Origin of the sequence: Cupriavidus oxalaticus, assembly GCF_016894385.1 — a bacterium.
In the GTDB taxonomy this organism is placed as follows: Bacteria; Pseudomonadota; Gammaproteobacteria; order Burkholderiales; family Burkholderiaceae; genus Cupriavidus; species Cupriavidus oxalaticus.
Genome location: NZ_CP069811.1, coordinates 2,421,663 through 2,447,524, shown reverse-complemented (window position 1 = coordinate 2,447,524; position 25,862 = coordinate 2,421,663). Strand labels below are relative to the sequence as shown.

At 70.5% G+C, this 25,862-nt stretch carries 21 protein-coding genes; 10 read left to right on the top strand and 11 right to left on the bottom strand.

Going from position 1 to position 25,862, the window contains the following annotated elements; translation table 11 throughout:
• Positions 1-19: 19 nt before the first annotated feature.
• The 4 genes from JTE92_RS10605 to JTE92_RS10590 all read right to left on the bottom strand — a co-directional run bounded on the left by JTE92_RS10605 (position 20) and on the right by JTE92_RS10590 (position 4,181).
• Positions 20-700 (bottom strand): phosphorylase, encoded by a 681-nt coding sequence (locus JTE92_RS10605; protein ID WP_084254449.1) that lies wholly within the window; start codon positions 698-700, stop codon positions 20-22.
• Positions 697-2,751 (bottom strand): squalene--hopene cyclase, encoded by a 2,055-nt coding sequence (shc, locus tag JTE92_RS10600; RefSeq protein WP_063237323.1) that lies wholly within the window; start codon positions 2,749-2,751, stop codon positions 697-699. The genes JTE92_RS10605 and shc overlap by 4 nt, the downstream gene beginning before the upstream one ends.
• 88 nt (positions 2,752-2,839) lie before the next feature.
• On the bottom strand, positions 2,840-3,724 hold the full coding sequence (gene hpnD, locus JTE92_RS10595) for a presqualene diphosphate synthase HpnD (protein WP_063237322.1): 885 nt from the start codon (positions 3,722-3,724) through the stop codon (positions 2,840-2,842).
• Between the two features lie 253 nt (positions 3,725-3,977).
• On the bottom strand, positions 3,978-4,181 hold the full coding sequence (locus tag JTE92_RS10590) for a cold-shock protein (protein WP_029045406.1): 204 nt from the start codon (positions 4,179-4,181) through the stop codon (positions 3,978-3,980).
• An 863-nt stretch (positions 4,182-5,044) separates the two neighbouring features.
• Between JTE92_RS10590 and JTE92_RS10585 the strand changes: the two genes are divergently transcribed.
• From JTE92_RS10585 to JTE92_RS10565, 5 genes are all read left to right on the top strand, one after another.
• Positions 5,045-6,379: a glycosyltransferase family 2 protein gene (locus JTE92_RS10585; protein ID WP_084254448.1), complete on the top strand. Its 1,335-nt coding sequence runs from the start codon at positions 5,045-5,047 to the stop codon at positions 6,377-6,379.
• 29 nt (positions 6,380-6,408) lie between these two features.
• The gene (locus JTE92_RS10580) at positions 6,409-7,317 is read left to right on the top strand and encodes a hypothetical protein (protein WP_157096907.1); all 909 of its coding nucleotides are present in this window, start codon (positions 6,409-6,411) and stop codon (positions 7,315-7,317) included.
• 298 nt (positions 7,318-7,615) lie between these two features.
• The gene (locus JTE92_RS10575) at positions 7,616-8,344 is read left to right on the top strand and encodes a response regulator transcription factor (protein WP_063237321.1); all 729 of its coding nucleotides are present in this window, start codon (positions 7,616-7,618) and stop codon (positions 8,342-8,344) included.
• Positions 8,337-10,040 carry a FecR family protein gene (locus tag JTE92_RS10570; protein WP_063237320.1) on the top strand — a complete coding sequence of 568 codons (1,704 nt, stop codon included), beginning with the start codon at positions 8,337-8,339 and terminating at the stop codon, positions 10,038-10,040. The genes JTE92_RS10575 and JTE92_RS10570 overlap by 8 nt, the downstream gene beginning before the upstream one ends.
• Positions 9,988-12,432: a CHASE2 domain-containing protein gene (locus JTE92_RS10565; RefSeq protein ID WP_084254447.1), complete on the top strand. Its 2,445-nt coding sequence runs from the start codon at positions 9,988-9,990 to the stop codon at positions 12,430-12,432. The genes JTE92_RS10570 and JTE92_RS10565 overlap by 53 nt, the downstream gene beginning before the upstream one ends.
• Before the next feature lie 184 nt (positions 12,433-12,616).
• Here JTE92_RS10565 and JTE92_RS10560 read toward each other — a convergent pair whose 3' ends face one another.
• A complete protein-coding gene (locus JTE92_RS10560) occupies positions 12,617-14,047 on the bottom strand; it encodes a heavy metal sensor histidine kinase (RefSeq protein ID WP_063237319.1) in 1,431 nt (476 codons plus the stop codon).
• Positions 14,044-14,736: a heavy metal response regulator transcription factor gene (locus JTE92_RS10555; protein WP_063237318.1), complete on the bottom strand. Its 693-nt coding sequence runs from the start codon at positions 14,734-14,736 to the stop codon at positions 14,044-14,046. Before JTE92_RS10555 ends, JTE92_RS10560 begins: the two co-directional genes overlap by 4 nt.
• 159 nt (positions 14,737-14,895) lie before the next feature.
• Here JTE92_RS10555 and JTE92_RS10550 point away from each other — a divergent pair, with 159 nt between their 5' ends.
• Genes JTE92_RS10550 through copD form a run of 4 tightly spaced genes read left to right on the top strand, consistent with a single transcriptional unit; the run spans position 14,896 to position 19,141 of the window.
• On the top strand, positions 14,896-16,743 hold the full coding sequence (locus JTE92_RS10550; RefSeq protein ID WP_063237317.1) for a copper resistance system multicopper oxidase: 1,848 nt from the start codon (positions 14,896-14,898) through the stop codon (positions 16,741-16,743).
• 8 nt (positions 16,744-16,751) lie between these two features.
• On the top strand, positions 16,752-17,780 hold the full coding sequence (locus JTE92_RS10545) for a copper resistance protein B (protein ID WP_063237351.1): 1,029 nt from the start codon (positions 16,752-16,754) through the stop codon (positions 17,778-17,780).
• A gap of 44 nt (positions 17,781-17,824) precedes the next feature.
• Positions 17,825-18,208: a copper homeostasis periplasmic binding protein CopC gene (gene copC, locus JTE92_RS10540; RefSeq protein ID WP_063237316.1), complete on the top strand. Its 384-nt coding sequence runs from the start codon at positions 17,825-17,827 to the stop codon at positions 18,206-18,208.
• A 9-nt stretch (positions 18,209-18,217) separates the two neighbouring features.
• On the top strand, positions 18,218-19,141 hold the full coding sequence (gene copD, locus JTE92_RS10535) for a copper homeostasis membrane protein CopD (protein WP_063237315.1): 924 nt from the start codon (positions 18,218-18,220) through the stop codon (positions 19,139-19,141).
• Positions 19,142-19,210: 69 nt separating this feature from the next.
• Here the strand turns inward: copD and JTE92_RS10530 are convergent, their stop codons facing one another.
• The 3 genes from JTE92_RS10530 to JTE92_RS10520 all read right to left on the bottom strand — a co-directional run bounded on the left by JTE92_RS10530 (position 19,211) and on the right by JTE92_RS10520 (position 21,530).
• Positions 19,211-19,723, bottom strand: coding sequence for a DUF6644 family protein (locus JTE92_RS10530; RefSeq protein ID WP_063237314.1), 513 nt, complete (start codon positions 19,721-19,723; stop codon positions 19,211-19,213).
• Between the two features lie 13 nt (positions 19,724-19,736).
• Entirely contained in the window at positions 19,737-20,099 is a 363-nt protein-coding gene (locus JTE92_RS10525; RefSeq protein ID WP_063237313.1) for a DUF6152 family protein, read from the bottom strand.
• Positions 20,100-20,204: 105 nt separating this feature from the next.
• The gene (locus tag JTE92_RS10520; protein WP_063237312.1) at positions 20,205-21,530 is read right to left on the bottom strand and encodes a tetratricopeptide repeat protein; all 1,326 of its coding nucleotides are present in this window, start codon (positions 21,528-21,530) and stop codon (positions 20,205-20,207) included.
• A gap of 242 nt (positions 21,531-21,772) precedes the next feature.
• Here JTE92_RS10520 and JTE92_RS10515 point away from each other — a divergent pair, with 242 nt between their 5' ends.
• Positions 21,773-22,222, top strand: coding sequence for an FKBP-type peptidyl-prolyl cis-trans isomerase (locus JTE92_RS10515; RefSeq protein ID WP_063237350.1), 450 nt, complete (start codon positions 21,773-21,775; stop codon positions 22,220-22,222).
• 19 nt (positions 22,223-22,241) lie between these two features.
• On the opposite strand, the gene JTE92_RS10510 is transcribed toward JTE92_RS10515, so the two are convergent.
• Positions 22,242-23,054 carry an MlaA family lipoprotein gene (locus JTE92_RS10510; RefSeq protein WP_063237311.1) on the bottom strand — a complete coding sequence of 271 codons (813 nt, stop codon included), beginning with the start codon at positions 23,052-23,054 and terminating at the stop codon, positions 22,242-22,244.
• A gap of 21 nt (positions 23,055-23,075) precedes the next feature.
• Positions 23,076-25,718, bottom strand: a complete 2,643-nt coding sequence (hpnN, locus tag JTE92_RS10505; RefSeq protein ID WP_063237349.1) for a hopanoid transporter HpnN — start codon at positions 25,716-25,718, stop codon at positions 23,076-23,078.
• Positions 25,719-25,862 lie beyond the last annotated feature (144 nt).

Genomic DNA, 25,862 nt, shown 5'->3' with positions numbered 1-25,862 from the left:
TTCGGCTCGACCGGCGCGCCTACTGCTGCAGCATGTCGCGCAACGCAAAGCCGTCGCCCACCGCCAGCCTGGCCGCCCGCAGCGCGCCACGCGCCGCGGCGGCATCGCCCGCCAGCCGCAGCATTGCCGGCAATTGCCACGGCGCGCGCAGCAGCCCGCCCAGCACCGCCGTCACATCGGTCTTGCCGCCTGCGCCCATGCCTGCCGCCGCGGCGGCCGGTACGGCGCGGCTGGCCGGGTCGATAATCACGCGGCAAGCCGCGAACGGCAGCCGGCAGGCCGTGGCCATGCGCGCGGCGAGATGCGATTCCATGTCGACGCACAGCGCGCCGCTGGCCTGCCGCAGCGCCTGCTTTGCGGCGATGTCGAGCACCGGCTCGTCCGCGCCGGCGATGGGGCCGACCCGGGCATGCGGCAGCGCGGCGTGCAGCGCGTGGGTCCAGTCCGGCGCGGTGTCGTAGCGTTCGCCGGGCGCGCGGATCTCATCGGCGATGACCAGGTCGCCCGGCGCCAGCGCCGGGTCCAGCCCGCCGGCGACGCCGAAGCTGACGATGCCCCGGCATGCGCGGCTGGCCATGGCCGACACCTCCTGCTCCAGCGCGATGCCGCGCAGCCCGTGCACCACGCGGCAATGCGGGCCGGCGGCGATGCCGGCCTCGAAATCCATGCCGGTGACGACCATGACGAAGGGCGCGTTCACAGGCCCCACGTCACGCGGCCCTCACCGCCGCCGCCATCGTCACCGCCACGCTGCAGGTTGCGGTAGCGCGCCAGCGCCCACAGCGGGAAATAGCGCGCGTAGCCGTGGTAGCGCAGGTAGAACACGCGCGGGAAACCCACGGCGGTGAAGCGCGGCTCGTGCCAGAGCCCGCCCTCCTGCGGCGGGCGCTGCGTGCGCAGCAGGTAGCCGATGCCGCGCGCGACCGCCGGGTGCTGCACCGCGCCGGCCGCCATCAGCGCCAGCAAGGCCCAGGCAGTCTGCGATGCCACGCTGGGCGCGGGCTCATGGCCGCGGTAGTCGAGCCGGTAGCTGCCACCGTCTTCGCCCCAGCCGCCGTCTTCGTTCTGGATGCCGGCCAGCCAGTCGGCGGCGCGCCGCACCGCGGGCGCGTCGGGCCCCAGGCCGGCCGCATTCAGCGCGCACAGCGCGCTCCAGGTGCCGTAGATGTAGTTGGTGCCCCAGCGGCCGAACCAGCTGCCATCCGGCATCTGCTCGGCCAGCAGGTAGCGCAGCGCGCGCGCGGCGGGCTCGCTGCTGGCGGGCGTGGCGCCGGTCTGGCACAGCATCGACAGGCAGCGTGCCGAGACATCCGCGGTGGGCGGGTCGAGCAGCGCGCCGTGGTCGGCGAAGGGGATGTTGTTCAGGTACAGGTGCGTGTTTTCGGGCTCGAATGCGCCCCAGCCGCCGTTGCCGCTCTGCATGCCGACGATCCATTCGGCCGCGCGCGCCGCCGCTTCGTCGTAGCGGCCCGGCGCGGCGTGTTCGCGCATGTAGCGGTCCATCGCCGCCGCCACGACGGCGGTGTCGTCGACGTCCGGGTAATGCGCGTTGGCGTACTGGAAGGCCCAGCCGCCCGGGCGCACCCGCGGGCGGCGCACGCTCCAGTCGCCGCGCACGTCGAGCACCTGCAGCGGCTTGAGCCAGTCCAGCGCGCGCCCCACGGCCGCGGCCGCGCGCGCCTCGCCGGTTTCGAGCAGCGCATGCGCGGCCAGCGCGGTGTCCCACACCGGCGACAGGCAGGGCTGGCAGTAGGCCTCGTCGCCATGCTCGACCAGCAGCCGCTCGACCGAGCGCCGCGCCACCGCGCGCGCGGGATCGTCGGCCGGCACGCCCAGCACGTCGAACATCATGACGCTGTTGGCCATCGCCGGGAAGATCGCGCCGAGCCCGTCCTCGCCGTTCAGCCGCTCGCGCACGAACCGTTGCGCCGCGGCGATGGCGCGCCGGCGCAGCAGGCCCGGGAACGCCGGCTCGGCCACGCGCAGCAGCGCGTCGAGGCCGCGGAACAGGTTGTACCAGCCGGCATGCTGGTGCGGCGCGCGCGGCGCCAGGCCGACGCTGCGGCGCGGATTGGAGAAGAGTTCGCCGATGCCGACCCCGCGCGGGTTGCGCGCGCGCGGGCGCAGGCTGTTCAGCACCAGCAGCGGCACGATCACCGTGCGCGCCCAGTAAGAGACCTTGGACAGGTGGAACGGGAACCAGCGCGGCAGCAGCATGATCTCCACCGGCATCATCGGCACCGCCGTCCACGGCATCACGCCGTACAGCGCCAGCAGGGTGCGCGTGAACACGTTGGTGGCCTCGGCGCCGCCCATGGCATGGATGGCCTGGCGCGCGCGCGCCATGTGCGGGGCCTGCGGATCGTCGCCCGCCATCTTCAGCGCGAAGTATGCCTTCACGCTGGCGCTGACGTCCGCCCGCCCGTCATGGAACAGCGGCCAGCCGCCATCGGCGTTCTGGATGCGGCGCAGGTAGCGCGCGATGCGCGCTTCGAGCGCCAGGTCGGGCGCCTCGCCAAGGTAGTGCACCATCAGCACGTATTCGGCCGGGATGGTGGCGTCGGCTTCCAGCTCGTAGACCCAGTGGCCATCGGGGCGCTGCTGGTGCAGCAGCGCATCGACGGCGACGCCGATGCCGTGGTCGAGCTCCTGTGCGGCAGATTGCTGGCCGAACGCAGGGGCGAATGCGGGATCGGCGGCGATCCGGATAGGCGGGGCTGTCGTGGCGAAGGCGGTCTCGTTCATCGACATGCGGACTCCTTGTGCCGGCGCGGGCGGGATGATCCGTGCCCGGCCTCGGCTTGCATCGGCTTACATCGCTGGCAACGGCGTGCGGCACTCAGCCAATGGCGTGGCGCAGCATGATCCAGAGCAGCTGCGCGCGCGGCAGCCGCACGCGCTGGCGCGGCGCCCGCCAGCCCTGCATGCGCAGGCGCGCGAGGATGCGGTGGTAGACGTCGGCCATGATGCGCGGCGAGCGCACCAGCCGCGCCGGGCAGCGCGCCATGATGGCGTTGGCCTGGTCGTAGTGCGCCTGCGCTTCCTGGGCCACTGCCGCGCAGGCCTGGCCGATTGCCGCATGCGCGACCACTGCCTGCGGCGTGGCGCGCGCGGCATCGATGCCGGCGGTGGCCAACGCCTCGGCCGGCAGGTAGAGGCGGCCGATGGCGGCATCCTCGTCGATGTCGCGCAGGATGTTGGTCAGCTGCAGCGCACGCCCCAGGTGGTGCGCCAGCGCGAGGCCGCACGACGTTTCCAGGCCGAACACGCGCACCGCCAGCCGGCCCACCGCGCTCGCCACGCGGTCGCAGTACAGGTCGAGGGTGGCGGCGTCGGGGGCGCGGATGTCCTGCACCACGTCCATGGTCATGCCGTCGATGACGGCGAGGAAATCCTGCTGCTGCAGGTCGAAGGCACGGATCTGCGCGGCCAGCGGCCGCAGCGCCGCGGGCGGGTTGCCGGCGTAGCAGGCGGCGATGTCGCAGCGCCAGGCATCGAGCCCGGCCAGGCGCTGCGCATGCGGGGCGAGGTCGCCGGCGATGGCGTCGGCGATGTCGTCGACCGCGCGGCAGAACGCGTAGATCTCGAACATGGCCTGGCGCTGGTGCGCCGGCAGGATGCGCAGTGCGGCATGGAAGGAACTGCCGGCAGAGGCGGCGGCAGCTGCGCTGGAGCCGGCCACGGCGGCGGGGGTGTCTTGCGTTGCGATTTGAGTAACGGCCACGTAACTCCTCGACACGCTGCGTACCTTCCCGCGCAGCGCGCGCAACGGGGTGCGCGCCCACGCGCGGGCGGTGGTTGTGGGTCGGGCGATTATAGCAACATCACCCCGGGCATCGCGGCGCCCTGGCCGTCGGCAGGGAGGCAGCGGCGCAAGGCTGGCGCGCAAAAGAAAAGCCCCGCGCCGGAGCTGCGGGGCTTGCTGGCCGGCGCGGCGTCGCGAGACGCCGCCGGACCGGGCCGGTCTTAAACCGGTATCAGACGGCCTGAATCTTGGTGGCTTGCTCGCCCTTCTGGCCCATGGCCTTGACGTAGCGCACCTTCTGGCCTTCCTTCAACGACTTGAAGCCCGAGCCTTCGATTGCGGAGAAGTGCGCGAACAGATCGTTGCCGCCTGCGTCCGGCGTGATGAAGCCGAAGCCCTTGGCGTCGTTGAACCACTTAACGGTACCGGTTTCCATATCTATCTCAACCTTGGATTTCAAAATGAGCGAAAAACGCTCGTTATACACCGTGTGCAACGCAGGCAACGGCTTTTTGGGTTTGCCGCTGCTGCATCCGTATGACCTCGATATGTCGCTGTTGTGACAACCGAAAGCGTCACGGAACGACACACCAAATGACACACCCCAAAGGGCGCTGCACAAGTGGGAATCATTCTGCCGAATTTTCCCAACGTGTCAATCAGGCGAAGCGCCTAATCATGATGAGAGGTTCCGATAGGAGATATTAACGTCTTCTACTTCGCATTCGATTCAGTGAATTCCCTGAGTCCGGCTGCCTGGGCGGTTTCGACTGAATTTCAGACGGGTGCACCTTGAATGCGCGGCGAATGCCGGTTCCTAGTGCAGAAGGCTCGCGTTTCGGTGCATTGTTTCGTTTTGTTTCAAACGGCATTACCGCATTCGGGGGATGTGTTTACCGTTCGGGTGCGGACTGCATCGGTTCAGGGCAAATCCGGCAGGGAGAAATACCGGAGCGCTCCATTTCGCAGAACGATGCTCGCGTTACGTATATAGGGTGAACCCCTGAAAATGCGTCGCCGCGGTGCTGAAAGCCGTGTGGCTGTTGTCTCGGCAGGGTAAGTCCCGATTGCTGGGCGGTGCCACTGGTTGCTCTGGATGCCCAGCCTCGCTTCGCCACCTGTCGGATAGCAAGAATTTTCTTGCCTTCTGTCGTCCGGAAGGCCCGTTGGTGCGTTAGCTGTCCGTCCCCTGAGCCTTGACTGCGTGGATCGCTGCATGGAAGGGGTACGCCGGGGGGGCGGCGTGAGGCAGTGCGGGTCGGCAACGGGTTCAGTATTCACAACAAAGAAGTGATAAGAATGGCAGGGGTTAAGGTGCAAGTCGCGCCGCGCATCTATGTGCCGGTGCGCATCAAGTTCGCGGTCGCGCTGGTCGTGGCAGTGGGCTGGACCGTCTTTTCGGTGTGGATGGCGCAGCAGTGGATGTCCGACCTGACCGGCAGGGTCGGTGTGGTGGCCGCCGCGCTGCTGGTGGGCGGCATTGCCATCGTCCCCGGTTTCATGAACGCTTTCCTGATCGCCAGCCTGGCCATGGACCGCCGGCCGCCGCGCCGGCCGCTGGACGACTATCCACCGCTGACCATCCTGATTGCGGCCTACAACGAAGAAGCGTCGATCCTGGACACGCTGGCCAGCATCGAGCGGCAGAACTATCCGGCGCCGTTGCAGGTGATTGTCATCAACGACGGCTCGCGCGACGCCACCGCGTCGCTGGTGCGCGGCGCCGAGGTCAAGTATCCGTGGCTGCGCTTGCTCGACATGCCCGGGAACGGCGGCAAGGCAAAGGCGCTGAACGCCGGGCTGAAGCTCGCGCTGAACGAGTTGCTGGTCACCGTCGACGCTGACTCCTACCTGCAGAAGCTCGCGCTGGTCAGCATCGTCGAGCGCTATCGCCAGGATCCGCCCAATACCCGTGCCGTGGCCGGCAAGATCCTGGTGCGCAATTCGCGCCAGAACTGGCTGACGCAGTGCCAGGAATGGGACTATTTCCAGGGCATTGCGGCGATCAAGCGCATGCAGTCGCTGTACCAGGGCACGCTGGTCGCGCAGGGCGCGTTCTCGATCTACGACCGCCAGGCGCTGCTGGAGGTGGGTGGCTGGGACGACTGCGTCGGCGAGGACATCGTGCTGACCTGGGCGCTGCTGAAGGCCGGCTACCGCGTCGGGCACTGCGAGGACGCCTGCATCTTTACCAACGTGCCCGACAACGTGCGCCAGTTCGTGCGCCAGCGCCAGCGCTGGGCGCGCGGCATGATGGAGGCCTTCCGCCAGCACCCGGGCATCCTGCTGGTGCCGCGCATGTCGACCTTCTTCGTCTACTGGAACCTGCTGTACCCGTGGCTGGACCTGGCTTTTACGCTGGGCTTCGTTCCCGGCATCGTGCTGGCGCTGTTCGGCTACTACTGGATCGCGGGGCCGATGACGCTGGCGCTGCTGCCGCTGGCGGTGCTGATGAGCGTGCTGATGTTCACGATCGAACGGCGCATGTTCGACCGGCTCGGCCTCAAGGTCAGGCGCAACCGCGTCGGCCTGTGCATTTACGTGATTTTCTACAGCCTGCTGCTCCAGCCCGCGAGCGTGCTCGGCTATATCGACGAACTCTTCAAGACGCGCAAGACCTGGGGTACCAAGTGAAACGATTCGGCTTTGTGTTGGTGTGCGCGGTGCTTGGTTCCCTGGGTGCAAAGACGGCGGTAGCGGAGGAGGAAAAGGCGCTCGACCAGGGCTTCGGCCCGGAATTCCTGGCCACCAACGACAGCGAAGGCTTTCGCTCGCGCCGCCTGTCGGTCGAATACCTGCCCAGCATCCAGCACGCCGACCACCTGTTCGGCCTGCGCGCCAGCGACTATCGCTACAGCCAGGCCGGCTGGGCCCGCCACGGGCAAAAGGTGAGCGTGTTCGGGCGGCAACTGGATCCGGCCACGCTCAACGGCTGGATCTTCGACGCGGGCGTGTTCACCCAGGGCGGGCATACGCTGCTGACGCTGGATGGTGGCTACCGGCTGCCGCTGGCAAAGCGCACCGCGCTGGAAGTCTTTATCAACCGGGACTGGGTCGAGACCCAGACCGCGCTCGACCGCGGCGTGTCCTATACCTTTGCCGGCGTGGCGCTGGACCAGGGCATCGGCCCGCACGTGACGCTGGTGGGCGTGGCCGGGCAGCAGTATTTCTCCGACGGCAACCGCCGCGACCACGGCCGCGTGCGGTTGATCTACCAGCCGTCGCTCGACCTCGGCCTGACGTTGCAGGCGCGTTTCCGCGCCTACCGCAGCACGCAGGACGACGTGGGTCGCGCGTACTTCAACCCCGAGCACTACTCGGAGACCATGCTGGCGATCGGCTGGCGCCAGCGCTACCAGGGCTGGATGGGCGCGCTGGTGGCCGGCCTGGGGCGCGAAAAGATCGACGACTCCCCGCTCCAGCCCACCCGCCTGTTCGAGGTCAGCCTGCAGAGCCCGGTGCGCGCCGCGCAGTCGCTGCGCCTGCGTGCCGGCTATAACCGCAGCGCCTCCTACAGCGGCCCTGACTATCACTATCGCTACGTGATAGGTGAGTGGATCATCCGCTTCTGAGCCGCGCCTGAGCGGCTCGCCAACTCCCCGCCGTACCGATTCCTGCCCCCAAGATCGTTGCGATTGGCCGGATGTTCGCCACGGATCGATGGCCGATCCCGGCATGTTGCGCCGCGCCCCTCGTCGTGAGCCTCGACGGCGGGTGTCGCTGTTAGGTAACATTGCAACTTCCGGCTTGCTTCGGCCACGCTTGCCGTGCGATTGACCATGGGCCGCGCCCGCCAGGGTGGATATCAGAGCCGTCAGTATTGCCCGGCGCGCGGTCGCAGTGGCAGTCGCAGTAGGCAGGGGGGAGTGGATGAGAATTGCCTCGGTGGAGGACGATCCGGATCAGGCCGAGCTGATCCGGCAGATTTTGGGCGAGGCCGGTTTCGAGTGCGAATCGTTCGCCAATGGCGCCGATTTCCTGCGCGCGCTGCGCGAACAGGCGTTTGACCTGCTGATGGTCGACTGGCAGCTGCCCGGCACCAGCGGCTACGAACTGGTCAGCTGGGTGCGGCAGAAGTCCGGCAACATGCCGCCGATCCTGTTTGTCACCAGCCGTACCGGCGAGGCCGACATCGTCGCCGGCCTGAGCGTCGGCGCCGACGACTACATGCTCAAGCCCATCCGTGCCGGCGAACTGGTCGCGCGCGTGCGCTCGCTGCTGCGCCGCGCCTATCCGGAGGCCGCGCAGGAAGTCGAGCTGATCCGGCGCGGCAACTACACCGTCGATCCCCATACCCGCGCCATCACCCTTGGCGGCCAGCCCGTGCAGCTGTCGCCGCGCGAATATGAGCTGGCCCTGTTCCTGTTCCGCAATACCGGGCGCCTGCTGGCGCGCGAGGTGGTGGAGCAGGCGGTCTGGGGCCGTGCCATGGGCGCCGGCTCGCGCACGCTCGATACCCATATCTCGCGGCTGCGGCTGAAGCTGGCGCTGCGCCCCGAAAACGGCGTGCGGCTGACGTCCGTGTACTCGCACGGCTATCGCTTTGAGGAAATTTCCGCTGCCGAAGCGGAAGCTGACGAGGCCGGCGCGGATGCGTAAATGGATTGGCACGGCTGCGCTGGCCTGGTTGGCCGGCGTGGCAGGTCCGGCCCAGGCCGGGCCGGCGGGCGCGGAGGGCGCCGATTTCCTGTACCTGGTGGAGCCGGGCGATACCCTGATCGGGCTGGCCGAGCGCTACATGGCGTCGGCCGATGGCTGGCGCACGCTGCAGCGGCTCAACGGCGTGGCGGACCCTTACCGGCTCGTGCCCGGCTCGCGGCTGCGCATCCCGCTGAGCCAGATCCCCGAGCAGGCCGCGTCGGCGCGCGTGGTCTATGTCAACGGCGAAGTGCGCGCCAACGGCCGGCCGGTGCAGGTGGGCATGTCGCTGGACGAATCGGCACGGATCGAGACCCCGGCGGCCGGCTCGGTCACGCTGGAACTGCCGGACCGCAGCCGCATCACGCTGCCGCCAAATACCACGGTGGCCGTGCGCCGGCTGCGCACGTTCGCGCGCAGTGGCCTGACCGATACCGTGATCCGCATCGAGCAGGGCGGCGCCGATACCCGCGTGGCGCCCGAGGGCAGCGGCGTGGGCCGCTTCGAGCTGCATACGCCGATGATGGTCACGGGCGTGCGCGGCACCAGCTACCGGGTCGCGGCCGACGCCGCGGGCAGCCGCAGCGAGGTGCTGGCAGGCCGCGTCGGCGTCAGCGCGGCGCGCCCGGCCAGGCCCGTACCCGCCGGTCACGCCATGTCGGCGGCGGCGCAAGTGAGCGCCGGCTATGGTGTCGGCGTGTCCGACCGCGGCCGGCTGTCGCAGCCGGTGGCGCTGCTGCCGGCGCCGGTGTTGCTGCCCCCGGCCGATACCGTGCTGGGCCCGGCCTTCGACGCCGCCTGGCAGCCGGTGTCCGGCGCCAGCGCGTACCACGTCAAGGTGGCGCGCGACGCGGCGCTGACCGAAGTGGCCTGGAGCGGCACCACCACCGACACCCGCGCGCGTCCGGAGGGCCTGCCCGAAGGCACGCTCTATCTTGCCGTCAGCGCCGTCGACGCCAACCGCCTGACCGGCCTTGCCGCGCAGGCGCCGGTGGCCGTGCGGCTGAACCCGCCGGCGCCGTTCACGCTGCAGCCCGCGGCGGATGCGGTGCGCTATGGCGAGACGGTGGCGTTCGCCTGGGCGGCGGTGCCTGGCGCCGCCAGCTATGAACTGGCCGTGGCCGGCGATGCCGGCTTCGCCGGCGCGGTGGCACTGCACCCCGCCGCCGAGCCCGCAAGCGCGCAGCCGCAGGCGCCCGGCCAGTACTGGTGGCGCGTGCGCAGCGTCGACGCCGCGGGCCGGCCCGGCCCCTGGTCGGCGCCGGTCGCCTATCGCGTCGAGCCGCCGGGCCCGGTGCCGTCGATGCAGGACGACGGCAAGACGCTGCAGGTCGGCTGGCCCGCCGACCGTGGCGCGGGCACCGGCTACCGGGTCCAGTTGTCGGCCGATGCCGGCTTCGCCACGCTGCTGGTGGACCAGCACACCGAAACCAACGCCATCGAGCTGCCGCGCCCGGCGCCGGGCGTCTACTACGTGCGGGTCGCCCGCGCGGCGCCGGGGGCCGTGCCTGACACGGGGGCGTTCTCCGCGCCGCAGCGCATCGAGATCTTCACCTACCTGATGGATGGCAATGGCGCTGCCATCGGCGCGGGTGTCGGGACCGATGGTGGGGCGGGTGGCGGGACGGGTGGCGGTGGCCGTATCCGCCTCCACTGAGCCCGCCGCGCCGGCCCGCGCCTTCGGCCGCCGTACGCTGGCCGAATGGTGCGTGCTGGTCGCGGCAGTGCTGGTCCTGGCGCTGCTGGCCGCGCGCCAGGGCTGGACCGAGCGCGCCGACCTGGCCGCCTACGACACCGCCATCGCCGCCCAGCACCATCCCGCCCGCGACGACATCGTCATCGTCGCCATCGACGACGCCAGCATCACCGCCATCGGCCGCTGGCCCTGGCGCCGCGCGGTGCTGGGGCAGCTGGTCGAGCGCATTGCCGCCGGCGGCCCGCGCGTGATCGGCGTCGACGTGATCCTGTCCGAGCGCGACACCCGCTATCCGCAGGACGACGCGCTGCTGGCGCGCAGCCTGGCGCAGGCGGGCAACGTGGTGCTGCCGGTGGTGGCCGAACCGAGCACCGGCGGCACCGGCGGCATGCTGGTGCGCTACCCGCTGGCCGGCCTCGGCGCCGCGGTTGGCCACATCAACATGGTGGTCGATACCGACGGCGTGGCGCGCCAGGTCTGGCTGCGCGAAGGGCCGCAGCCGGTCGAGGCCGCGGGGGTGCCGCACCTTGCGGCGGTGATGGCCGGCATGCTGGCAGAGCCGGGACGCGCACCGCGGGCGCTGGACAGCTACCGCCAGGAAGCCGCTCGCCTCACCGAAAGCAACGGCTGGCAGCGCAGCGGCCGCGTACGCATCCCCTACGCCGGCCCGCCCGGCACCTTTGCGCGCGTGTCGGCGCGCGACGTGCTGGAAGGCCGCATCGATCCCGCGCGCTTTGCCGGCAAGGCGGTGCTGGTCGGCGCCATGGCCACCGGCATGGGCGACGTGCTGCCCACGCCGGTATCGCGCGACGGCCGCGGCATGAGCGGCGTCGAGATCCTGGCCAATACGCTGCAGGCGCTGACCGATGGCGACGCCATCCTGGCCGTGCCGCGCGGCTGGCAGCTCGCGGGAACGCTGCTGGCGGTATTGCTGGCGGCGCTGGCCGCGCTGCGTCTGCCGCCGCGCGGCGCGCTGGTCGCCACCGGGCTGCTGCTGGTGGCCCTGCTGGGCGGCTCGCTGGCGCTGCTGGCCCTGGCACGGCTCTGGTTCGCCCCGGCCGCGGCGGCGCTGGGCTGCCTGCTGTTCTATCCGCTGTGGGCGTGGCGCCGCCAGGAAGCGGCGCTGCGCTTCCTGGCCGACGAACTGGCGCGGCTGGAGCGCGAGCCGGGCCTGATGCCGGCGCCGCACTACACCGGCGCCACGCTGGACAGCCGCATGCGCGCCGTCTATGGCATGAGCGCCAGGCTGCGCGGCATGCGCCGTTTCCTCTCCGACGGGCTGGAAAGCCTGCCCGATGCCACCGCCATCTGCGACCTGGCGGGCGGCGTGATGCTGGCCAACCGCCGCTGCGTGGCGCTGGCGCCGGCGGTGCTCGGGCGCGTGGCCGCGGCAGGCGATACCGGCGAGCCGCGTGCGCCGATCCGCGACGTGATCGAGGCGCTGTTCCCCGCGCCGGCGCCCGCGCTGGCGTACTGGCATGCGCTGCATGGCCGCCACGCCGGGGTCCGTCCCGTGCAGGATCCGGTCCCCGAGGGCGGCATCGAGGTTGCGGGCCGCGGCGACCGCCGCTACCTGCTGCACGGCGCGCCGCTGCACGGGGAGTCCGGCGCGGTGGCGGGGCTGATCGTCAGCGTCACCGACATCACGGCGATCCGCGTGGCCGAGCGCCAGCGCGAGCAGATGCTGCGCTTCCTGTCGCATGACATGCGTTCGCCGCAGGCATCGATCCTGGCGCTGATCGAGCTGCACGAGCGCCGTGCCCGCGGCGACGCCGGCGATGCTGGCGACAGCAACAGCGCCGTGCTGCACCGCATCGCCGCCCACGCGCGCCGCACCATGACGCTGGCCGACGATTTCATCAGCGTGGCGCGCGCCGAGTCGCAGTCGCTGGCCTTTACCGAAGTCGAGCTCGGCGGCCTGGTGCTGGATGCCACCGACCAGCTGTGGGCGCTGGCCAACGCCCGCAGCGTGTCGCTGCAGGTCGACCTGCCCGACGAGCCCGCCGTGCTGCGCGGCGAGCCCTCGCTGCTGGTGCGGGCCATCGCCAACGTGGTCAGCAATGCCATCAAGTTCAGCCCGCACGGTGCCGAGGTGGCGGTGACGCTGACGCACGCAGGCGAGCATTTCGTGATTGCGGTGCAGGACCATGGCCCCGGTATCGACGAGGCCGACCAGGCGCGCCTGTTCGAGCCCTTCGTGCGCCTGCACGAGGGCCGGCAGGGCGCGCCGGACGGCACGGGGCTGGGCCTGGTGCTGGTGCGCGCAGTGGCCGAGCGGCATGGCGGCAAGGTCACGGTGCAAAGCGCGGCAGGTGCCGGCGCAACATTCCGGATCGAACTGCCAACCGGTTAAGTGCGGCCCATGACAGCAAGGTGGAGTCCGCCGACACAATTGTTGCCATTCGAAAAGAGTGGAGTTGCGTAGCATCGGAGCCGCCGCTGGAGCCGCATCCGGCGGTCTTTGCGCCCTTGCCAGCTCCCCCAACGGCCTTACTGGCTTGGGCGGCTTTTTTCGCGCGCCGTGCGGCCTGCGGGCATCACGCCCGCAAGGTGTCCGGTTCGCGCCGCGCGCGGAACGTCAGCACGAAGCGCGTCCTGCCCGCGGCCGACTCGGCGGCGATGGCGCCGCCGTGCGCGGCCATGATCGCCTGCGTGATCGCCAGGCCCAGCCCGGTGCCGTCCGAATCCGGACGCGCGCGCGACTTGTCGGCGCGTGAAAAGCGGTCGAACAGCGACGGCAGGAATTCGGGCGGAATGGTTTCGCCTTCGTTTTCGACCACGATATCCAGGGCCTCCATCGCCTCCACCGCCTCCGTCCCTTCCTGCGCGCCGGCGCGCGGCACGATCGTCACCATGACCGGCTTGCCCGCGGCGGCGTGCCGCAGTGCGTTGGACAGCACGTTGCTGAGCGCGCGCCGCACCATCAGCCGGTCGCCGGTGATGCGGCCGCTGCCGTGCTGCCGCAGCTGCACGCCCTTGTCCTCGGCCAGCGCATCGTAGAAGTCGAACAGCGCCGCGACTTCCTCTTCGACCGCGATGCGCTCCGCGCTGGGCAGCGTGATGCCGTGTTCCATCTTGGCCAGGAAGAGCATGTCGGACACCATGCGCGAGAGCCGCTGCAGCTCCTCGGCGTTGGACGCCAGCACCTCGCGGTACTTGGCCGCATCGCGCGGCTGCGACAGCACCACGTCGGTCTGCGTCATCAGGTTGGTGATGGGCGTGCGCAACTCATGGGCCAGGTCCGACGAGAATTCCGACAGGCGCCTGAAGTCGTCCTGCAGCCGCGCGAGCATGGCGTTGAGCGTGGCGGCCAGGTCGGCCATTTCCACCGGCACCGCCTCCACCGGCATGCGCTCGTCGAGCTTGTGCGCGGTGACCGTGCGCGCGCGCGATGCCATGGTGCGCAGCGGCGCCAGCCCGCGGCGCGCCGCCCACCAGCCCAGCAGGCCGCTGGCCAGCGCGGCCAGCGCGGTGTAGAAGGCCAGCGACTGGCGGAACGCCTGCATGAAGTGGGCGTGCAGTGCGGTGTCCATGCCGACCACGATGCGCAGCGCGCCGGCGCCCGGCACCTGCGCCACGGCGCGCAAGCCGCGGTAGGCCTGCCCGCGCTGCTCCCAGGCGAAGGTATCGCGATCCGCCGGCAGCGCCGCGGCCGTGGCCTGCGCGGTGCCGAAATCGAAACCATGCGTGGCGTACACGCGTTGGCCATCTGCGTTGCGCACCTCGGCGACGAAGCCGGGATGGTGCTCCAGCGCCTGTCCCAGCCGCTGCGGCAGCGACGCCACCGGGCCTTCGGCCGCGATCTGGCGGACCAGGCGCACGTTGTCGCCCAGCACGGCATAGTCCTCGTCGGCGAAATGGCTGTCCATCGCCAGCCAGATCAGCACGCCCAGCCCCAGCAGCACCGCCGCCGACGACAGCGAAAACAGGATCGTGAGCCGCGCCGTCAGCGACAGCCGGGCCTTCATGCCGCATCCTCCGGGTCGGGCTCTTCCAGCACATAGCCCATGCCGCGCACGGTCTGGATCAGCCGGGGCGCGAAGCCGTCGTCGATCTTGGCGCGCAGGCGGCGGATGGCCACGTCGATCACGTTGCTGTCGCTGTCAAAGTTCATGTCCCACACCTGCGAGGCGATCAGCGAGCGCGGCAGCACTTCGCCGCGGCGCCGCGCCAGCAGCTCGAGCAGCGCGAACTCCTTGCTGGTCAGCGTGATGCGGCGCCCGGCCCGGGTGGCGCGCCGGCGGCCCAGGTCGAGTACAAGATCGGCCACCTGGATCCGATCGAGCGCCATCTGCGCCGTGCCGCGCCGCAGCAGGGTGCGTACGCGCGCCAGCAGTTCGGAGAAGGCGAAGGGCTTGACCAGGTAGTCGTCGGCGCCCAGCTCCAGGCCCTTGACGCGGTCGGCCACGCTGTCGCGCGCGGTCAGGAACAGCACCGGCACGGCGTTTTCGGCGGCGCGCAGCGCCTGCACGATGCGCCAGCCGTCCATGTCGGGCAGCATCACGTCGAGGATGACGAGGTCGTAGGGCTCGCTCATGGCCAGGTGCTGGCCGTCCAGCCCGTTGTGCACGAGGTCGACGACAAAGCCCGCTTCCGTCAGGCCCTGGCGCAGGTATTCCCCGGTCTTGGACTCGTCTTCCACTACCAGCAGTTTCATTGGCCTTGGCTTCCTTTGTCATCGATGGTTCCGGCAACTCTACGCGTGTACCGCGCGCGCGAACATGACCGGAAGATTACCGGATTGTCATGTTCCGGTCAGGCGCGGGTAGGGTGGCGCTGGCTACGCTTGCCCTGCCTTGATCAACAACCTGACGCCATGCGACGCCACCGACCTACGGGCCTCCTGCTGCCCACGCCTGCCGACTTGCCACGCCGCCGCTTCGTCCAGGGGCTGGTGGCCGGCGGCGTGGTTGCCGGGCTGGCAGGGTTTGGCGGCGCCGGCGCGCTGGCCAGCACGCCCGCCCGCGCCACTGCCGCCGCGGCAGGAACCGCGCCGGTGCTGCGCGGCACCGAGTTCGACCTCGTGATCGGCGAGTCGCTGGTCAACTTCACCGGCAAGCCGACGGTGGCGACCACCATCAACGGCATGCTGCCGGGCCCGACGCTGCGCTGGCGCGAAGGCGACACGGTCACCATCCGCGTCACCAACCGGCTGCGCGAGGCGACCTCGATCCACTGGCACGGCATCATCCTGCCGTTCGAGATGGACGGCGTGCCGGGCATCAGCTTTGCCGGCATCGCCCCGGGGGAGACCTTCACCTACCGCTTCAAGGTCGCGCAGCAGGGCAGCTACTGGTATCACTCGCACTCCGGTTTCCAGGAGATGACCGGGGTCTACGGCGGCATCGTCATCGACCCGGCCGAAGGCCGCGCGCACGGACATGCCGACCGCGACTACACCGTGCTGCTGTCCGACTGGACCGACGAAGACCCGATGCGGGTGCTGACCAAGCTCAAGGTGCAGAGCGACTACTACAACTACAACCAGCCTACCGCCGCCGATTTCTTCCGCGACGCGGCGCGCGACGGGCTGAAGCAGGCGCTGGACAAGCGCCGCATGTGGAACCAGATGCGGATGAGCCCGACCGATCTTGCGGACCTGTCGGGCGCCACGCTGACCTACCTGACCAACGGCCTCACGCCGGCCGGCAACTGGACCGGGCTGTTCCGCCGCGGTGAGACCGTGCGGCTGCGCTTCATCAACGGCTCGGGCAATACCTTCTACGACGTGCGCATTCCGGGGCTGAAGCTGCGCGTGGTGCAGGTCGACGGGCAGGACCTGGAGCCGGTGACCGTCGACGAATTCCGCTTCGGCCCTGGCGAGACCTGCGACGTCGTGGTCGCGCCGCAGGACGACGCCTACACCGTCTTCGCGCAGGCGATGGAGCGCACCGGCTATGCGCGCGGCACGCTGGCCGTGCGCGAAGGCCTGTCGGCGCCGGTGCCCGCGCCCGACAAGCCGGAGTGGCTGAGCATGACGGACATGATGGGTGGCATGGGTGGCATGGGTGGTATGGGCCATGGCGGCGCGCATGGCATGGACCACAGCCAGCACGGCATGGATCATGGCCAGCACGGCATGGATCATGGCCAGCACGGCATGGCGGCGATGGCGGCCGAGCCGTCCCTCAAGGTGCCGAGCAAGGTTGCGCGCCATGCCCGCACCGAGTACGGCGCCGGCACCGACATGCGCGTCGACATGGCGCGCACCAACCTCGACGACCCCGGCATCGGCCTGCGCAACAACGGCCGGCGCGTGCTGACGCTGGCCGACCAGCACACCATCGGCGGCCCGATGGACCCGCGCGGCCCGGGCCGCGAGATCGAGCTGCACCTGACCGGCAACATGGAACGCTACACGTGGTCGTTCGACGGCGTGGAGTTCGGCAAGTCGACGCCGGTTTATTTCAAGTACGGAGAACGGCTGCGCGTGATCCTGCACAACGACACCATGATGACCCACCCCATGCACCTGCACGGCATGTGGAGCGAACTGGAAGCGCCGGACGGCAGCTTCCAGGCGCGGCGCCACACCATCCCCGTGCAGCCGGCGCAGCGCATCAGCTTTCTCGTCACCGCCGACGCGCTGGGACGCTGGGCCTGGCATTGCCACCTGATGATGCATATGGATGCGGGCATGTTCCGCGAAGTGGTGGTGGCGTGATGACGGCAATGAAGAAGGCTTCCCGCTCGCTGGCCGGGCCCGCCACCCGCGTCGCGGCCGCCGTGCTGGCACTGGCGGCGCTGGGCGCCGCGTCGGCACAGGAACAGCACGCGCATGGCCATCAGGGGCATCAGGAGCATCAGGGGCATCAGGGGCATGATGTGCCGGCGCAGGACGTCTCCCCGATGCAAGGCATGGAGCCGATGCAGCCGATGCAGCCGATGGAACCCATGCAGCCCATGCAGCCCATGCAGCCATCCGGCGCGATGGACCACGGCGACATGAAGATGCAGGGCGGCAGCGCCCCGCCCGATGCGCGCGATCCGCACGCGTATTCCGGCGGCTACCAGCTCGGTGTCGGCAAGTACGCGCTGGGCGACAAGCGCCAGCTGATGATGGCCGACGAGCACCTGTTCGCCTCGGTGCTGGTCGACCGCCTGGAGTGGGCCCACGCCAGCGGCGAAAACGCCGCGGCCTACGAGGTCCAGGCGTGGTTCGGCAACAGCTACGACAAGCTCGTGCTGAAGGCCGAAGGCGAGGCCGCGCAGGGAAAGATGCATGAGGCCCGCACCGAACTGCTATGGGGCCATGCCGTGGCCAGCTACTGGGATACCCAGCTGGGCCTGCGCAACGATGCCGGCAGCGGCCGTCCCGCGCGCAACTGGCTGGCATTCGGCATCCAGGGGCTGGCGCCGTACTGGTTCGAGGTCGACGCCACCGCCTACGTCGGCACCAGCGGCCGCACCGCGCTGCGGCTTGCCGCCGAGTACGAGCTGCTGCTGACGCAGCGCCTGATCCTGCAGCCGCGCATCGAAGCGAACCTGTACGGCAAGAACGATCCCGAAACCGGCATCGGCAGCGGCCTGTCCAGCGGCACCGTGGGCGTGCGCCTGCGCTATGAGTTCAGCCGCCAGTTCGCGCCCTATATCGGCGTCGAGCGCTACCAGGCCTTCGGCAACACGGCGGACATGATCCGCACCGCCGGCGGCCGCGCCGGCGAGACGCGCTTCGTGGCCGGCGTGCGCATGTGGTTCTGAGCGGCCGCCATTTTTCTTTCTTACTACCAATACGGAGCACAGCCATGCGAATCAAGCGCCCCCTGATCGCCACCATTGCCGCCGCGGCCGCGCTGGCCAGCAGCGCAGCCCTCGCGCATCCCAGGCTGGTCACATCCTCGCCCGCCGACAAGGCCGAGGTGGCCGCGCCGCAGAAGATCGAGCTGACCTTCTCGGAAGACCTCGTCACGCAGTTCTCCGGCGCCAACCTGGTGATGACCGGCATGCCCGGCATGGCCAACCATGCGCCGATGAAGATGGCCGCTCGCGTGTCCGCCAGCAGCGATCCCAAGGCCATGGTGATCACGCCGGCGCAGCCGCTGCCCGCGGGCAGCTACCGCGTCGAATGGCGCGCCGTGTCGGCCGACACGCATCCCGTCACCGGCAATTTCTCCTTCACCGTCAAGTGATGGCGGGCCATGGACTGGCTCGCCGTGGCGCTGCGCCTGGCGCTCTATGTCGTCCTGGGCCTGGCATTCGGCCTGCCGCTGTTCTGCCTGACCGGGCTGCGGCGCGATGAACACGGTGCGCGCTTCGCCGCGCAGTGCCGCGCCATTGCGCTAGGTTGCGCGCTGGCCGGCGCCGTGCTGTCGCTGGCGGCGCTGGTGGTGATGGCCAGGACGATGAGCGGCGCGGCGTCGTACGCCGCACTGGATCGCGATGTCTTCGGCATGATCGTGACCGGCACGGCGTATGGCATGGCCTGGTCGGTGCGCGTGGCGGCGCTGGTGCTGTGCCTGCCAGCGGTGCTGGCGCTGCGCGCGCGGCCCGTGGCGCAGGCCGTATTGCTGGCAACACTGTCGGCGGCGGCGCTGGCATCGCTGCCCTGGGGCGGCCACGGCGCGATGAGCGAGGGCCTCGGCCATTACGTGCACCTGGCTGCCGACACGGCGCACCTGCTTGCCGCGGGTGCGTGGGCCGGTGCGCTGGCCGCCTTCGTGCTGCTGTCGCGGGCACGGCCGCGATCCGATGCCGCCGCGTTGTCGCTGCTCAGCCGCACGGCCAACGGCTTCGCCAGACTCGGCACCGGCATCGTCGTCACGCTGGTGCTGACCGGCGCGCTGAACTACGGCTTCGTCGTCGGGGCCGGGCTGCGGGACTTCCCGCTCACCGCATACGGTGGCCTGCTGGCCGCCAAGCTCGCGCTGTTCATGTCGATGCTGGCGCTGGCCGCGGCCAATCGCTTCCGCCACGCGCCGCGGCTGGCGCAGGCATTGCGAGCGGGCCAGCCTGCCTTGGCGGCGCGCGCGCTGCGGCGCAGCGTGGCGCTGGAGGCGGCCGCGGGCTCGGCGGTGCTGGCGCTGGTCGCGGCGCTGGGCATGCTGTCGCCTGCGATGAGCTGATCCGGGCCGCATCCCCGGCCGGTTGCCGGCGGTGCCGTTCCCGCGCCAGCCGGCGCGCGGTGCGTTTCCTCAAACGTAGGCGATCAGGCGCCCGGCACAGATCACCAGCACCCACATCACCACCGACACGACGGCACTGATGCGCGCGCCGGCCGGCGGCGCGCGCTCCACGTCCCAGCCGAGCCGGCTGTCATGCAGCCGCCGGTACGGCACGGTGTGGAACCACGCGACGTTGAGCAGCGCCAGCGCGACCAGGCACAGCTTGGCGAGGAAGGCGGGATTGGTGGCCAGTTCGTCCGCATGCGCCATGAACAGCAGCACGCCGCTGGCGGCGACGGCGACAAAGGCCGCTACCGTGAACGGCAGTGCATGGCGCAGCAGCAGGCTGACCGGCAGCCGGCGCCCAAGCCCGGCCAGGCGCATGTCGACCACGACGATGGAGCCGAACAGCAGCGCCATGCCGGCTAGATGGACGATCTCCACTGCCGGGTAGGCCCACGCCGAGGCGCGCAGCGATGCCGAGAACGGCAGCCGCGCCAGGCCGGCGGCCCACTCGCTCCATTGCGCCAGCAGTGCCGCCATGGCGCGTGGCGGCTCAGCGCAGCTCGACGGTCTTGCCGTCCATGGTGATGCGCTCGGCGCGCAGCTCGTCGGCCTTTTCCTTGCTGGCGTAGCCGACCAGCGTGACCTCGCGGCCCACGGCGACCTTGTCGGCGGTGGCGCCGCGCGCTTCCATGCGCGACACCGGCGCGAGGATGGCCAGCCAGCGCTTGCCGCCCGCATCGATGCGGATGTGCGCGTGCGGGTTCTCGTAATGGCTCTCGACGATCTTGCCGGTCAGCGTCATGGGCTTGGTTTCGTCGTAGGTCGACCAGCCGTGGTGGGCCAGGGCCGGTACAGCGGCCAGCGCCAGCGTGGCGCTGGCGGCGAGGATCAGCGAGCGGAAGCGGTTCGGCATGGGGCGGTCTCCGGTCAGGTGCTGCGCAGGGTGCTGGGTCAGGTGCTGGGTCAGGTGCAGTATAGGCGGCGCTGGACCGCCTCGCAGGTCCGCTTTATGGCCACATCATGGCCGGCAGCTGTCCGCGCGCTGCACCAGCCGGTGCAGGCTCGGGCTCATGGGCTTGAGCGCGGCACGCTCGGCCGTCAGCGCAATGGCCAGGTTGCGGCGCCCGGCACGCAGCGCCGACTCGAGCAGCGTCAGGCCGATCACGTCGCGCTGCGCATGGCTGCCGCCGAAGCGATGGGCGATCAGCCGCACCGGCAGCAGCAGGTCGATCGCCCCGGCGTAGTCGCCCTGTTCGAACGCGATCAGCGCATCGGCCACCGGCAGGCCCACGTCGCGCGCCATCATGGCGTTGGTGCCGTTGCCCAGCGCGGCGCGCTCGAGCGCGGCACGCAGCTGGTCGACGGCCGCAGGCCGCTGTGCACCCAGGCTCGCCATCACGGCGTGGACGTCGTTGAAGGCGTAGTAGCCGGCCGCGCCGCGGCCCAGCCAGTCGTCCGCCACGGGCGGCCAGCGCGTGCCCACGTCGACGCCGCGCAGGCGCAGCCGCCACAGCAGCGCGGAGGCATCCACCAGGTCCAGCGCGATCGCCGGCGCCGGGCGGCTGATCTCGCGGTCGTACAGCGCCAGCACGTCGTCGGTGTTGCCGGCTTCGAGCTGGAACAAGGCCAGGTGCCACCAGTTGTGCACGGCCAGCATGTTGTCCTCGGACCAGTCGTCGCGGCGTGCATCCAGCCAGGCGATGCCGTCGTCCAGCCGGCCCTGCATCTCCATCACGTGCGCCACCGCGTGCACCGCCCACGGGTCGCGCGGGTTCAGTTCGAGCGCGCGCCGGCCGCTTTCCTCGGCGCGGCCGTAGAGCTGGGTTTCTTCCAGCCCGAAGGCATGCATGCCGAGCAGGTAGCCGTAGCCCGGCATGCCGTCGTCCCAGTGCGGCAGCGCCTGCGCGACGCGGTCGCGCAGCATCGACGACTGCCCCAGCAGGAAGTCGCCCAGGTGCGCCACCTGGATCGCCAGCAGGTCGCGCGGATAGTCGACCACGATATCGCCGTACAGCCGCAGCGAGCGGTCGAACTCGCCGTCCAGCCACGCGCGCGCCGCGGCCAGGTGGCGCTGCTCGCGCTCGTTCAGCCCGGCGAGCGCCTCGCCGGCTTCGACGCTGTCGCGCAGCATGGGCTCGGCGGTGCCGTCGCCGGCGGTCAGCATCAGGCCGGCGCGCAAGGCATGGCCCATGGCGAAGCCGGGATCGGCGTCGAGCGCGGTGTCGATGACGCCGAGCGGGTCGCCGTAGTAGCCGTTCAGCAGGCGCAGGGCGGTCTCGTACAGCTCGACCGAGCGCGCGTTTTGGGTGGAGACCGCGAGATCCCTTGAGTCCGTCAATGCCATGGCATCCTCCGTGCGGCCCGGCCGACGCCGGGACTGTCAGAATCATCGTAGACCGCAAAACGGTGCATGCAACGGACCCCGTGTCGCAATCCGGGGCATACGCCGCATACGCCGCATGGCGCAAGCCGCCTGTGCGTTATGGGGCGCTGAGGAGGGCGCTGGCGGGCAAGCGGGATGCCGGCCTAAGTTACACTGCCGTACCCCATTCACCTCCACGCCACGACAACACGATGGCCTTCCCCATGAAAACTCTCGCGCTTCTTGTCGGCTCCCTGACCCTTGCCTGCGCCGCTGCCTCTGCCATGGCCGCGGGTCCGGCGGCTTCCGCGCCCGCCGCCCCCGCCGCTCCTGCGGCGCCGCAGACGCTGCCTTCGGGCATGACCATCCAGCACCTGGTCAAGGGCACCGGCGCTTCGCCCAAGGCCACCGACTCGGTGCAGGTCCACTACCGCGGCACGCTTGCCGACGGCACCGAGTTCGACAGTTCGTACAAGCGCGGCCAGCCGATCTCGTTCCCGCTCAATCGCGTGATCCCGTGCTGGACCGAAGGCGTGCAGGCGATGCAGGTGGGCGGCAAGGCCAGGCTGACCTGCCCGGCCTCGACGGCCTACGGCGCGCGCGGCGTGCCGGGCACGATCCCGCCGAACGCGACGCTGACGTTCGAAGTGGTGCTGCTGGGTATCGGCAGCTGATCGGGGCGCGGGCGCCGCTTCAACGCGGCGCCGCCGGCTGCGTGGGAACCGGTGCAGCAGCCGGTGCCGACGGCGCGGCCGGCTCGTTGCCCTCGTTCTCGTCCTCGTCCTCGTCGCCGTAGTCCGGCAGCGCCGTGTCTGCGCCCAGCAGATAGCGCCTGCGCTGCAGGTAGGCGTCGCGCACGAACGAGTACTTGTCCAGCGCCGCCAGCGCCAGCAGGTCGGTCGCGCCCAGCAGGTTGGCGCGCACGTCGACCACGTTGGCGCCAAACAGCGAGTTGCGCACCGCCGGCTCGGCATAGGTGATGGGGTCAAACTGGAAATTCACGTACAGCCCCACGCCGTCGCGAAACGAACTCGGGCCGAACAGCGGAAGCACCAGGTACGGCCCCGAAGGCACGCCCCACGTGCCCAGCGTCAGCCCGAAATCCTGCGAACGCTTTTCCAGCCCGGCCGGCGTGGCGATATCGATGAGCCCGCCCAGCCCGAGCACGGAATTGACCGCGACCCGCATAAAGCTTTCCGCCGCAGCCACGCCCTTGCCCTGCAGCAGGTTGTTGGCAAAGTTGCCCACGTCCGCGAGATTCGAGAAGAAATGGCTGACGGCGGTGCGCACCGGCTCCGGCGTGACGGCCTTGTAGCCCTGCGCGACCGGCTTGGCCACGTACTGGTCGAGCTTGTCGTTGACCGTGAACACGGCGCGGTTCATCGGTTCGAGCGGATCGTCGGGGTTGGCCTGCGGGCCGGTGGCGCAGCCCGCGAGCAGGGCCGCGGCAGCGGCTGTGGTGGCAAGGCAGAGGGCAGGCGTGCGCGGGCGGGTGCGGGAAGGCATCGTGCGAAAAATCGTGCCGGCTCAGGGGGACGGCGCGGCGGGTTGGTCCTGGCCGGGATGCGCGTCTTCGCGCGGCCGGCCCATCAGGATCGGCTGGAAGAACACTGCGCCCACCAGCGTGCACGCCAGCGCCAGCGCCAGCAACTTGCCCATGCTGGCAGTGCCGGGATGGTGCGACAGCCACAGGCTGCCGAAGGCGGTGGCGGTGGTGGCCGCGCTGTACAGCACCGCATGCGTCAGGCTCGATTGCAGCAGCTTGGTCTTGCCGTGCCGCCAGGCGATCACGTAGTAGATCTTGAAGGCCACGCCGATGCCCAGCAGCAGCGGCAGCGCGATCACATTGGCGAAATTCAGCGCAATGCCGAACACCACGCACAGTTCCAGCGTGACGATGGCCGACACCAGCAGCGGCACCAGGGTGCGCAGCACATCGCCGAAGCGGCGCAGCGTGATCCACAACAGCAGCGTGATCGACAGCACCGCCCAGGCGCCGGCCTGCCCGAACGCCGTCATGATGGTGTCGGCCGAACCGCGCACGGCGATAGGCCCGCCGGTGGCGGCAGGCTCCACGCGCTGCACCGCGGCGATAAAGCGGTCCAGCGCGGCTTCGCGCTGCGCGCTGCCGGCAGGGGGCAGCTTCGGGCTGACGCTGACCAGCGCGCGGCCATCGGGCGCGATCCAGTCGCGCACCAGATCCGGCGGCAGCATTTCGCGGCTGACCGGCTGCGGGCCGAGCGCGAGCCTGAGCCGGGCCAGCCCCAGCTGCAGCGGCAGCGCGATCGCGCGCTCGGCGCGGTCGCGCGTGGCGGCGTTGGCGCCGGCGAGTTTTTTCAGCGTGGCGGACAGGTGCGCGGCTTGGGCCGCGCCGGGGCCGGGATGCTCGTCGGCGGCGATGGAAAGCTGACGCGCGGCGTTGCGCAGCGCATTGACGCGGGCGGTGTCGGTCGCGGGCGTGGCGGTCGGCTGCGTAAGCGCCGGCATCAGCGCGGCCGACGCCTGCGCGATGGCCTGCAGCTTGGGCGGCTGGTCGTCGGGGATAAAGCTCTGCAGCGTGACCGCGCGCGCCACCTCCGGCAATGCCGCGAGCCGGGCGGCGCTGTCGCGCGCCGCCTGCAGCGACGGCGCCAGCACGCTGACGTCCTCGGTGCCGGCCTGCGGCGCGTCTTTCAGCGCCAGCAGCGTCGCCATCGATTCCGATTGCGGGTCTTTCAGGTGCAGCGGGTCGAAATCGAAACGCAGGCCCGGCAGCAGCGGCGCGCCCGCAAGGATGGCCAGCAGCGTCACCAGCAGCACCGGCTTGCGGTAGCGCTCGAAGAACAGGTCCGCCGGCGCCAGCCAGGCAAAGCCGGGCGCCTCGGCCTCGCCGCCGGGCCGCAGCACGCAGATCAGCGCCGGCAGCAGCGTGAAGGTGGTGGCGAACGCGATGATCATGCCGAAGCCGGCGATCAGGCCAAGCTCGGCCACGCCGCGGTAATCGGTCGGCAGGAAGCAGAAGAACGCCGCCGCGGTCGCGGCCGCGGCCAGCGCCAGCGGCGCGCCGACCGCATGCGCGGCCCTTCCCAGCGCCTCGACCGCGTGGTCGCGGTCATGGCGCTCGGCGCGGTAGCGCACGCCGAACTGGATGCCGAAGTCCACGCCGAGGCCGACGAACAGCACCGCGAACGCCACCGAGATCATGTTCAAGGCGCCCACCATGGCCAGCCCCAGCGCCGCGGTGATCAGCAGCCCGGCGAACAGGCTCGCCAGTACGGCCACGATCAGCCGCGCCGAACGCAGCGCCAGCCACAGGATCAGCACCACCACCAGCACGGTCAGCGCGCCGTTGAGCGCGGCGCCGTCGCTGACCGAGGCAAATTCATCGTCGGCCAGCGCCTGCGGGCCGGTCAGCCGCACCGTCGCCTGGTAGCGCTGCGCCAGCTGCAGGTCGGCGGCCGCCTGCCGAATCGCGCGCGATGCCGCGGCGCCGGCCTGCAGGTCGCTGTAGTCGAGCACCGGGCTGACCGCGACGTAGCTGTAGGCATGGCCATCCGGCCCGGGCTTGAGGCTGTCGTCGACCAGTCCGGCCCACGACAGCGCCGCCGGCTTGCCGGCCAGCACCTGGTCCAGCGCCTGCGCGCTGCTGCCGAGCAGCTTCGCCATGTCGCCAAGCTTGACCTGGCCCAACTGCAACGGCAGCGTCAGCGTGGTGGTGAGGGTGTCCGAGAGGCCACGCAGCGTGGGGTCGTGCGCCAGCGTGCCGACCAGTGGGCGCGCCTGCACGAGTTGCTGCGACAGCTGGCGGACTTCGCCCGGACTGGCGAACAGCAGCCCGTTACGCGCGAAGAACGCCCCCCCGCCAGGCTGGCTGACGGCGGTGAAGCGGGCCGGTTGGCGGCGCAACGCCTCGGCCAGCGCATCGGCGGCGGCATCTGCCAGCTCCGCTGCGGGCGCCTGGACCACCGCCAGGATCAGTTGGCTGCGTTGCGCAAAGGCGGCGTTGATGGCGGCATTGCGTTGTGCCCACGGCGCGTCTGATTCAAGCAGGCGGCTGATGTCGGTGTTGATCGCAAAATTGCGCGCCACGTAGACACCGCTGGCCGCGGTCAGCACTGCCGCCAGCATGATGACCCGCCATGGCCGGGCCGTGGCGAGCCGGACGATGCGTGTCAGCAGCGAAGTCAGCATGGGCGGATCGGGAAGGAGCACGAACCGCGAGTATATCGGCTGGCGGCGTGCTGCATGCGGCATGCGGCATGCGGGGCCGAGCAGGGCAGAAGTGTTCCGCTATACTGGCCGCGCACTTGCCAACCGCGCCTGACAGCCATGCGC